The 11,444-nt window shown below is 48.2% G+C and carries 7 protein-coding genes; 2 read left to right on the forward strand and 5 right to left on the reverse strand.

Annotation, left to right across the window (positions count from 1 at the left end; genetic code table 11):
• Positions 1-66: 66 nt before the first annotated feature.
• Positions 67-804 carry an FkbM family methyltransferase gene (locus tag MAMMFC1_RS03605; protein WP_126306547.1) on the reverse strand — a complete coding sequence of 246 codons (738 nt, stop codon included), beginning with the start codon at positions 802-804 and terminating at the stop codon, positions 67-69.
• Between the two features lie 209 nt (positions 805-1,013).
• Between MAMMFC1_RS03605 and MAMMFC1_RS22220 the strand changes: the two genes are divergently transcribed.
• Complete coding sequence (locus MAMMFC1_RS22220; RefSeq protein ID WP_232035642.1) at positions 1,014-3,044, forward strand: glycosyltransferase; 2,031 nt, start codon at positions 1,014-1,016, stop codon at positions 3,042-3,044.
• A 177-nt stretch (positions 3,045-3,221) separates the two neighbouring features.
• On the forward strand, positions 3,222-5,342 hold the full coding sequence (locus MAMMFC1_RS03620; protein WP_126306549.1) for an FkbM family methyltransferase: 2,121 nt from the start codon (positions 3,222-3,224) through the stop codon (positions 5,340-5,342).
• Positions 5,343-5,492: 150 nt separating this feature from the next.
• Here MAMMFC1_RS03620 and MAMMFC1_RS03625 read toward each other — a convergent pair whose 3' ends face one another.
• The 4 genes from MAMMFC1_RS03625 to MAMMFC1_RS03640 all read right to left on the reverse strand — a co-directional run bounded on the left by MAMMFC1_RS03625 (position 5,493) and on the right by MAMMFC1_RS03640 (position 11,211).
• Positions 5,493-5,954, reverse strand: coding sequence for a hypothetical protein (locus tag MAMMFC1_RS03625; RefSeq protein WP_126306552.1), 462 nt, complete (start codon positions 5,952-5,954; stop codon positions 5,493-5,495).
• Positions 5,955-6,277: 323 nt separating this feature from the next.
• Positions 6,278-9,430: an efflux RND transporter permease subunit gene (locus MAMMFC1_RS03630; RefSeq protein WP_126306554.1), complete on the reverse strand. Its 3,153-nt coding sequence runs from the start codon at positions 9,428-9,430 to the stop codon at positions 6,278-6,280.
• Between the two features lie 14 nt (positions 9,431-9,444).
• The gene (locus tag MAMMFC1_RS03635; protein WP_408631225.1) at positions 9,445-10,605 is read right to left on the reverse strand and encodes an efflux RND transporter periplasmic adaptor subunit; all 1,161 of its coding nucleotides are present in this window, start codon (positions 10,603-10,605) and stop codon (positions 9,445-9,447) included.
• Positions 10,606-10,641: 36 nt separating this feature from the next.
• A complete protein-coding gene (locus MAMMFC1_RS03640) occupies positions 10,642-11,211 on the reverse strand; it encodes a TetR/AcrR family transcriptional regulator (protein WP_158618627.1) in 570 nt (189 codons plus the stop codon).
• Between the last annotated feature and the right edge of the window lie 233 nt (positions 11,212-11,444).

Here is an 11,444-nt window from a genome sequence, read left to right on the forward strand (position 1 = left end):
AATTTATTCAGAGGATTCAGCGGGAGTGAGGGCTGTATTTGTCTGACGAATAGTGCTTTTTTTATTTTAATATGCGTGTACCAGGGTCGGCTGCGTATTGCTCTTTCCTTTAATATTTATCTGATAATCCGGGCGGTAGGACAGTATAATCTCCTGCAGCTGCCGGGCGTGGTCGGCGTGATGATAAGCACAGATTGCCAACCTTGGTTTGAATTTTTTTATTGTCTGCGCCGCACCATATAATGCCTCCACCTCGCTGCCTTCAATATCCATTTTTATAAAATCCGCCCGCGGGATAACCCCGCTGGCAAGCAGTTGATCAATGGTATACTGGGGACACTTTTCTGAAACCCAGTTGCCGGGAGGACGATTTTCCAGCTTGGTGCTGCCGCATACCGACCACGGCGCTACCGCCAGATTTGTTTGTCCACTATCCATTCCGATCAAGGCCCGCAGCACGTTAACCTTTTCCTGGAAAATTTCAGCGGCAAAAGTCATCTCCAGGCATTTTGCCAGGTTGTATACCGGTTCGATTGCCAAAACGCCGGCGCCGCGCTCCAGTGCGTAATAGGTAAAGAAGCCTTCGCTGGCGCCGACATCTATCACCCAATCCCCTTCCTTAATACATGATCCGGAATATTCATACGCATGATCATTCTCTGCCGGCGGCAAAAAAATTTCCTGCCAGATTGTACTCAAAGCACCGTAGTCATACTCTTGCGGCCACCAAATCCTGTAGCCGCTTATCTCCAATAGTATATATCCCGGTTGTTCCACAAGTTTGACAATTTCGGGCAATGCCATTAAGATCCCCCCTCCCTTTCTTTTTTCTATTATATTTAATATTACCGGATTGTTTCCAAAAATGATTTATAGTTGGAATCCGCTTCCTTCACTTTGAAAAATTGCACTGGGGCAATATTTCCTGCCGGCACTGCTCACGAGTTGGAGAACAAGTGAATACAATGGCATAGCTAAAAAACACGGGATACTACTGGGAGGAGGAAACCAATATGCTGATGGAAAATATTCGCATTGGCCTGCCGTTTATTGCCGACCAAAGTGAGTTGGAAGCCACTGTGAAAATAGCGGCCCTTACCAAGGCAGTCAGTTCACTGCCGGTAGAGGAGCGCCCGCTATTATTTCTGGTTGTTACCGATGAAACGCTTACTCCCCTTAGCTTCCCGCCGCCATACATTTCCTTGTTTGATGGTATTATTTATATGGGCCGGCATCTTGAGACAGCCGCCGTCACATTTGGCACACCCCTCATTCACACTACATCCTACGACCGGTTATTAGCAAAAATAGATTTCTGTTTTACCGTGTACCCTCAGGTTCTGCCGCACCCCCGGACTGCCGTATGGATACCTGATTTTCGGCTCCCTGATTTTTCCCAGTCCTTTTTGCCGCAAGAGCACGCCTGGCATGATACCCAGCTAAAACAAACCTCCGAGCAAGCAAGTATGATAATTTTTACCAGACACACCACCGGACAAGACTTTTTAAAAGTATATCCGGCCGCTAAAGGAATCACCAAAGTCATAGCTGCTCCTTTTTATCCCGAGCGGGAATGGTATGATGGCGATCCGGGCGCAGTACAACATAAATACGGTTTGCCTGATAAATTTATATTGTGTTCCAACCATTTTTGGCGGCATAAAAATCATCCCGAGCTATTCAGAGCCATAGCTTTGCTCCGCCAGCTGGGACAGGACGTGCATCTGGTCTGCTCAGGCCTGACCAACGATCCCCAACTGCCCGACTATTTCCTAAATTTACAGCAATATATCCGGCATATCAATATTGACGACCTAATTCATATCCTGGGGCCGATCCCTGACCAAGACAACATCGCGCTCCTGCGGCGCAGCCTTTTTGTCGTTCAGCCATCCCTGGGCGAAGGGCTAAATATAATAATTCAACAATGTCGCGCTTTGGCGAAATCCATTATTTTATCCGACATCAATATCCATTGGGAAGAAAACTATGGTACATACTTCCACCGCGATGATTACGAAGATTTAGCCGAAAAAATCGCGCTTCTATTGCCCCAATCCGCGCCGGGTCCTGATCTGAAGCGGGAGGCGGAAGCAAAACAGGCCGGCGGCAACTTGGCGCAAGCTTTTGCCCGGCAGTTTTGCAACATTGTATTCCAGGTATTGGAGGGGCAAACCGCCCAAAGCTCACCCAGTCAAAACAACGAACCTTGCCGCCCCGTCCAACCGAATGCGGTTATCGACACAGCCGCACCATTCATTCCTGTTACTTTGGACAATTGGCAACAACCTTACCCGGCCGGCGGCAGTAAGGCTGAGGTTATAACTATTGCAACGTCGTTAGCCCCCCGGGACTTCGACAACCAGCGCGGCGCAGTAAGAAGCTGGAAAAATCTCGGTTTTGAGGTTGTATCCATTAATGCCCCGGCAGAAATAGCCCTGCTAAAACCGCATTTCCCGGATATTGAATTTGTAACCGCCAACCGGGATGCCGAAGAAAAATACGGTAAGCCGTATATTTACTTAGATGATTTCCTGACTTTTTTTAAAAACCGGGGCTGTAAGGTATGCGGCATAATAAATTCAGACATTTTACTGAACAAAGAAAATTTTCATTCTATCATTTATAATGAAGCAAACGACGCGTTGGTCTATGGACCCAGAGTCAACATTGATTCATTTGATTTAACGCAGCAACAAGGAACGATGGAGCCCCACGGTTTTGACTACTTTTTCTTCGACAAAGCCCTTATTCCGTGTTTTCCGCGCGAAGAATTCTGTGTTGGTCTGCCATTCTGGGATTATTGGTTGCCCCTGGTAGCCGCCGCCTGTGAATTTACCGTCAAAAAAATAATTACGCCGGTTGCTTATCACGTAAAACATCCTGCGCGCTGGGACTGGGAAAGCTGGACTTTGTTCGCCCGGATCTTAGCCAAATATCTCCCGCTTCCGACCGACCCTTCTGATTCGGTACATTCTTTACATCTGTGGGGAAAAATGTGGCATAAGGTAATTACCAAACATTCTATAGAAATAAGGATATAACCTAAAGTCAACTCCTTGATAGGTCGTTGGTCTTGGCCGCTGAACAAGACCAGGGACCTGTTAATTTTACTCCGGCATTGCTCACGCTTAACAAAACGAGTGAATATAATGCAATAGTAAAATGCTCTCTGCGGAATAGGCATTACGGTAGTCGAATACGGGGGGAGAGTGAAGCGAATGACGGGTAATATTTCCGCAAGTAGTCCTATTCAACCGGAAGAGATTTGGGCGATAAATAATTTTATTTTTAACAGGAGTGTTGTTTTTGCTGTAGGGGGTTGCAGGGGCGACTGGTTAAAGCAAGTTGTAAACAACAAAGATATTAAGGAAATCCATGCGTTTGAAGCTCTGGCGACGACTTATTACCAGGCTTGCGCCGAATTATGGTATCTATTCCCGGGCGGCAAACTCCGCTTAAATAATATTGCTTTATCAGACAATGAAAAACCGGCAGGAGTAGAAAAAACAGAAGAAGCACATTGCCGGAACCGGAACTCCGGGGAATTTTCCGTATATGCAACAACGCTGGACAAATATTGCTCTTCCCGCAGAATCCGTCATATCAACTTTCTCAAAATCAGCGCAGCCGGCGAAGAATTCAATATCCTCCGGGGCGCAGAAACAATGTTATCAAAAGGCGCTATTGACTTCATTCAGTTTGAACATGGGAATACTTATGCCGACAGTGGCGCCAAACCGGAACAGGCTGGTGAATTTTTAAAGAAGCACCAATATCAGATATTCCGGTTGGGATCGCAAGACCTTGAACCCGCAGATTTTAGATCTGAAACGGAAAGTTCCCATTACTTGGTGATTCATAATCGTCTGATTCAATATATATTCGAACAGGAAAAAAAGCTGATTAACCTGGAAGCACTGCCGGCAGAATATGGCATTCTGCCGCGGGGTGTTGTGCATGTTGGCGCTCATGAAGGCCAAAAGCTACGAACCTACCAAGGGATGGGGATTTATCACACATTGATGATTGAGGCCAACCCGGCAGTGTATGATAAACTGGCTGCCGCCTGCAACTCGCTGGCGGGGGTAGTCACAAAATGCTGTGCCGTCAGCGACGTGGACGCAACTGTGCCGCTTTACTGCGCAGCGGCTGACCAGAGCAGCTCGCTGCTGCCGCTGAAGCACTATAAAGAAATTAACTCTGATATTCAGGAACTGGCAACACTGGCAACTATGGAAGTGGTTGCTAAAAAGCTAGACACATTGCTGGCAGAAGCAAATCTTCAACCGCAAAACTATAACATTTTAAATATTGACAGCCAGGGATCGGGACTTAAGGCGCTCCGGGGAGCGCCGGAATTACTGAAACACATTGAAGCAATTAAAATAAGGGTATACTATGACGAACTGTATGCGGGCTGCGGCATCATTTACGATGTGGATGATTTTCTGGCAGCCTACGGCTTTATCCGGGTGGATGTATCAACGCCCTACCATCCCTTGTGGGGTGAGGCCCTGTATTTAAAGAAACCCGGAATCTCCATGACCACGCTTGGTTCTCAGGGGCGGTTCGGCAATCAAATATTCCAATATGCCTTTTTGAAAATATATGCGCAAAAGCATGGGCTGCAGGCGGAGGTACCGCAATGGATCGGATCGACCATCTTTGACCTGAAGGATGCGCGCATTTCCCGCCGTTACCCTCAGGTCCGGGACAATTATAAGGACCGGCCGTCGGTTCCCAAAGAGAATTTTGCTTTTGAGACAAACAATCCCCTGAAAAATAAAGATGTCTGCGGTTACTTCCAGTATCACACCAAGTATTACCGGCCTTATCAGAACTATTTTCGCTCCTTGTTTAAATTTACTCCTGAGTTTAAAAATGTATTTTCCCAGGCGCTTCGTGAAGTTTATCAACAAGGTAATACCCTTGTGGCCATCCACCTTCGCCGGGGAAAGGACATCCGGACGGCTGATCCCCGGTGGGCCTATTACGCGCCAACAGCATGGTATCTGGACTGGCTCCAAAGCTTCTGGCACACGTTGGATAAACCGGTACTCTATGTGGCAAGTGACGATCTGCAATCCGTCAGCCAAGACTTTTCCGGCTTTAACCCGCTTTGTGTGAAGCAATTCCAAACCGAGCCGGCAGAATCTGAATTTCTTGTTGATTTTTATATCCTGATGCATGCCGACATTTTAGCCATAGCCAACAGCACTTTCGGTTTTGCCGCCGCTATGCTCAACCAGCAAGGTAAAATATTTTTTCGCAGCGAGCAGCGCAAAAAGATGCTTATCCCCTTTGATCCCTGGAATTCCGAGCCTTTACTGTGGGATTAGGGGGGGGAGGCGCCCCCAGCGGCGAAGAAGGAAATCCCTCAGCGCGATGGCAAAAGAAAAAAACAAAAAAATAAAAAGCATCTCTTTTTGCGGTATGTTGAATCGTCAAAGCAACAATCCCAAAAAGAATACTTTTTACCTTCTAGTAAATTATTTAACGGCTTTTAACTTCTCTGTTTCCACTTCTTGCCGAAACAAACGGTTGTTCAGGACCCGAAATTGCGCCGACAAATCGGCAACATCGTCTTTGGTAGCTAGTGGGGCGACGGCCTCTTTGGTCACCACCGAATGCAAAAGCCCCTCAAATTTGGCACCCAATTCTTCTGTACGATGCAGCAGAACCTGCACAAAATCACTGTTTTCCCTCATTTGCCGTTCAAGGTTAGCCACGCGCTGATTTAACTGTTCTTGTCCAGTAACTAACTTCTCCTGACCTTTTGACAATTGCTCCACTCGCTGATTCAACTGTTCCTGGCCTCTGGACAATTGCTCCACTCGCTGATTCAATTGTTCCTGGCCTCTGGACAACTGCTCCACTCGCTGATTCAATTGTTCCTGGCCTTTAAATAACTGTTCTTGACCTTTAACCAACTGTTTTAATAATTCCTCCATAAAGCCCGTCACCTCCACTATAGTTTATTATAAATCCACTGATTCGTTTTGGCAATTAGAGGCACAGGCAAAAGCACAAGGACAGGCACACTGTTTTTCTCACTTAATCGTCTGGCTTGTCGTGGCATCGGGAAAAGAGTCAAGGGACGGTTCTACGACTCTTCCTTGACAAGTCAAGAGTCGGAGAACCGTCCCTTGACTCTCAGCTCCTTGACTCTTCGAAAAAGACACCCAGTTACATTTTGTAATCTGGGTGTCTTTTTATTATCTTTATGCGTCAACTCCGGCGATACAAGCCACTTCATAAACCAACGATGGCTATATTACAGTGCCGTTCCTTCAGATGCTTTCGGTCTATGACGCCAGTGCTTCAGTTTGGCTGTAATCCATTCGACAACGACAAACAGTACGGGGATGAGGAAAATGCCCAGAGACGTAGCCACAAACATACCGCCAACAACAGCCGTGCCCATTGAGTTTCTAGCGGCGGCACCGGCGCCGGTGGCAATTGCCAGCGGCAAGCAGCCGATAATAAAGGCCAATGAAGTCATGAGAATTGGCCGCAGCCGTATTTTCGACGCCTCAATGGCTGCCTGTACCGGGTCCATTCCTTTATCCACGCGCACTTTGGCAAATTCCACAATCAGAATGGCGTTTTTCGCTGCCAGACCGATCAGCATAATCAGACCAATCTGCATATAAACACTGTTTTCCAAAAGCCGCATGTGCTGGAACATGAAAGCACCGAATATCCCTGTAGGTACGCACAGGAGAACCGCAAAAGGCACACTCCAGCTTTCATATAAGGCCGCCAGGCAAAGGAAGACAAATAGCATGGCAAAACCAAATACAAGCGGCGCTTTGCTGCCGGATAATTTTTCTTCCCGGCTTTGCCCGGACCATTCGTAACTCACTCCACTCGGCAAAGTCTGGGCAGCCACTTCCTCTAGCGCAGTCATGGCCTGACCGGAACTGTACCCGTTATTGGGGTTTCCGCTGATTTTGATCGCTTTAGCGCCGTTAAAGCGGGTAATCAGGGTCGCCGCATTAGTAGCTTTCGGTTTCAGCAGCGTGTCCAGCGGAATATCGGCGCCGCTTGAACTCTTTACAAAGAAAAACTTCGTCGCCTCCAAATCCGCGCGATATCCAAGATCGGCCTGCAGCATAACTTTGTACGTGCGGCCGAATTTATTAAAATCATTTACCTGTGTGCCGCCCAGATAAGTTCCTAATGTTGTATACACATCCGCTATCGACACACCCAGCTTTTGGACCTTGTCTCGGTCAACTTCATACTGGAAGCCCGGCGTATTTGCCCGGAAAGTGGTGTATATGGCCCCTATTTCCGGACGCTTTCTGGCTTCAGCCAGAAATTTTTGGGCAAGAGCGTCAAATTCGTTGGTTGTGCCGCCGCTTCTGTCTTCAAGCACCAGCGTAAAGCCGCCTGCCATGCCCAGTCCAGGCAAAGCCGGCGGGGCAAAGGCCATTACTGTGCCTTCCGGCAACCCTCCGGATTTCATAAAGATCTGTCCAATTTCCGCTTTTAGCTGTGTGTTGGGAGTTTTGCGTTCATCCCATGGTTTTAGTTTTATAAGCATCGTAGCTGTATTCGATTTTGCGCCGCCCCCCAGCATATCATAGCCCACAATTGTCATGGCACTGTCCACGCCAGGCTGACTCAAAACCTGATCTCTCAATTTGGCGATTGCCCGGCCGGTACGCTGCAAGCTGGCCGCCTCCGGCAAAGTGAGGGAGGAAATGATAAAGCCCTGGTCTTCATCCGGCACGAAGGTGGAAGGAACGATCTTCATTAAAAAACCGGCACCGATGGTGAGGACAAGAATAAAAATCAGGCACAAGCGCCCGTGGGGGATGAGTTTGCCAAGCCCCCGGCCGTAGCGTTCGATCATATTTTCAAACCAGGTATTAAAACCTGTAAAAAAGCGTCCCACCATTCCTTTATGTTCATCCGGATTGTAGGGCTTGAGAATGGAGGCGCATAAGGCCGGCGTCAGCGATAAGGCGACCAACGCGGACAACGCCATGGACACAACAACTGTCAAGGCAAACTGTTTATAGAGTATTCCCATTGTCCCGCCGAAAAAGGCAACCGGTAAAAATACCGAGGCCAGCACAAAGGCGATTGCCACCACCGGGCCGGACACTTCGCTCATAGCTTTCTTCGTCGCTTCCTTCGGCGATAAACCGGAATACCGCATATGATGCTCAGTGGCCTCAATTACCACAATGGCGTCGTCCACTACCAAACCGATTGCCAGCACCATGGCAAATAAAGTCAAGGTATTAATGGAAAAATCCAGCGCGACAAAAGCGCCGAAAGTACCAATTAGCGATACCGGAATGGCCAGCATGGGAATCAGCGTCGCCCGCCAGCTTTGCAAAAACAGGAATACTACCAGCATAACCAAGAGTAATGCTTCCATAAAGGTCTTTACGACTTCACTCATGGACTCTCTGACAAATTCAGTCGTATCAAAGATAACTTTGTGTTTTAAACCGGGCGGATATTGTTTCGAAGATTCTTCCAGCACTTTCTTTACATTGCTGACGGTTTCCAAGGCATTCGCATCACTTGCAAGTTGAATAACAAAGCCGGCAGAAGGATGCTCGTTGGCGAAACCTTCCACAGAGTAATCCTTACTACCCAGCTCAATTTGGGCAACATCTTTCACCCGGATAAAGGACCCGTCTTTTTGCGCCCGGATAACGATATTGCCAAACTCCTCCGGATCGGACAAACGCCCCTCAACCCGGGCGGTATATTGAAATTCCTGGCCGGCCGGGGCGGGATTCATGCCCAGGGTACCCGCCGGCGCCTGCTTATTCTGGCTGGAAATAGCGTTGGATATCTCACTGACGGTTACCCCAAGCTGGGCCAGCTTATCGGGCTGCAGCCAAATGCGCATAGCATAGTCAGCGCCAAACTCCATAATATTGCCGACACCCTTAACCCTTTTGATGGCGTCTTCCAGATAAATGGTTCCATATGTTTTCAAAAAGCTGCGGTCATACTCATCATTTTCCGAATACAACGTGAAAATAAACGCAAAATCATTGGTTGCTTTGCGGGTCGTTACCCCGGATGTCCTAACCGAGTCAGGCAGCGAAGCGTCCGCCTGGGAAACCCGGTTCTGCGTCTGCACGGTTGCAATGTCCGCGTCCTTACCGGTTTCAAACTGCACACTCAGCGAATAGGCACCGGCGTCTGAACTGGTGGAGTCCATGGATACCATGTCCTCAACCCCATTCACCTGTTCTTCGATGGTCTGCGCCACCGTCTGTTCCACAACTTCGGCATTAGCACCCTGATAATTGGCCCCTACCCTGACAGTTGGCGGGGCAATCTGCGGATATTGGGCAACCGGCAAGTTAAACGCTGCAATTAAGCCTGTCAAAGTAATGAGAATAGATAACACAATAGCAAATATCGGGCGCTCGATAAAAAACTTAGCCACTTAATCAAACCCCCTTATTGCTTTGCCGAACTTTGCAAATCGTTTAGTCCGACCATGGTTACTTTCAACTGGGCGCCGGGCTGAATCTTGGTGGTGCCTTCAATGATGACACGGTCACCCGGATTCAATCCCTCTTCAACAATCCATAAGTTTCCTATACGCGGCCCCATTTTTACCACGCGTGATTCGGCTTTATCGCCGTCACCAACCACATTCACCAGTGTTTTGCCCAAAAGCTCCTGCACCGCCCGCTGTGGTATCAGCATGGCATTTTGGCGTACTTCCCCCTGGGCAATCACTCTGGCAAACATGCCCGGCAGCAGCGTTTTTTGCGGGTTGTCAAAGCCGGCTTTCACAGTAATGGTACCTGTATTCTGATCCATTCCCCTGTCGATCTGCTCCACCGCCCCAGCCAGCGGATACTCCGTCCCGTTACTGAGGACCAGTTTCAGATTGCTGCCCCAGGTTCCTGGTAAAGAACCATTACCCAGCTGCATCATTTTCAGATATTCGTTTTCATTAATGCTAAATTGCACAAAAACCGGATCAATCGAAGAAATCGTCGCGATGACAGTTGATCCTGCCGTTACAAAACTTCCCAGACTTAGATCATTCACATCAATACGGCCATCAATCGGGGATACAATCAATGTATCCTGCAAATCGGCCTGGGCCTTCTGCACATTCGCATCGTTGGCAGCCGCCGCAGCCTCATATTGTTGCGAAGCTGACTCAGCTGTGTCATAGGTTTGCTCCGCGATTGCATTTTGGGCAGCCAGCTGGCGATACCGTTCAGTATCCCGCCGTGAATTGGCCAAGGTTGCCTGACTCTGCGCCAGTTGAGCCTTAGCCGACAACACCGCGGCTTCGTACTGACGGCGATCAATTTGAAACAATGGCTGACCCTGGGAAACCATCCCCCCGCCAGTGACCATTTTTGCCACAATATTGCCGGAAACTTTGGCTTGCAGTTTTACCTCATTTTTGGCCTGGACCTGACCCACATACTCATATGTAATCGGAGTATCCTGTTGTACGACCGCCATCGCTTTCACCTCGACAGCCTGCGGTGCTTGTTGTCCCGCCTGGCGGCTGCCGCAGCCGGCAACGATGGTTGCGGCCAGTAAAAACACCAAACCAAATCGCCACAGCCTTCTGCCACTATTTCGATTCACTGATCTTCCTCCCTATTATTTCAGAAATAAACATAACTACTCAGTTATATCGTTTTTTTGTGCCAGCATTCCGTTTAGCAGCACATCCACCATATAGGTAAATGCTTCCCCCAGCGAGATACTGTTATGGACAAGGAATTGATAATTAACAATTTCTTTGCGGGTGCCATCCAGTATTTTCTTTACAACCGGCAAGCAGACAGGACGAAGATGGCCCTTTTGAATTCCTTCCCGCAAAAAAATATCCATCCTTTCCCATTCCTGATCGTTAAACCGATCAAACTTCTCGTACTCCATGGGCAGACACCGCTTGATCTCCTCCGCAATTCTGCCGTCGTCCGGCAGCAGGTGTTTCTTGGGAGTCAGAAGTTGTTTCAATTTTTCGGAAAATGTCAGATTGGGATCACGAAAAATAGCAGTCCGCTGCTCCCGGATTTCCTGCAGCGTAAAATCCACAATAGCGCCAATCAGTTCTTCCTTCGACGCAAAATACTCATACAACAGCCGTTTGCTTACTCCCAGGCGGTGCGCCAAATCCGCCATGGTGAACTTGATGCCTCTTGCCCGCATTTCCTCTGTTGCGGCTTGCATTATTCTTTGCCGCACCCACATCACCCCTAACTTACCGCTTTTTCAGGTGACTGTTATTTACTGTCGAAACTTCAGAAACCAGAATCGAATCAATCGGTACCATAAATCTAATATTACCTCCAATCCATGCGTTCTGTCAATATACCTTACAAACTTTACAAATAAATAACTTGTCTGCCAATGTCCCCTGTCGTTGCGTCTAACCAGGCAAAAAAACCGTCCCCCCAGTTTATTAAGCTTGGGGAACG

This window comes from Methylomusa anaerophila, from assembly GCF_003966895.1.
GTDB lineage: Bacteria > Bacillota > Negativicutes > Sporomusales > Sporomusaceae > Methylomusa > Methylomusa anaerophila.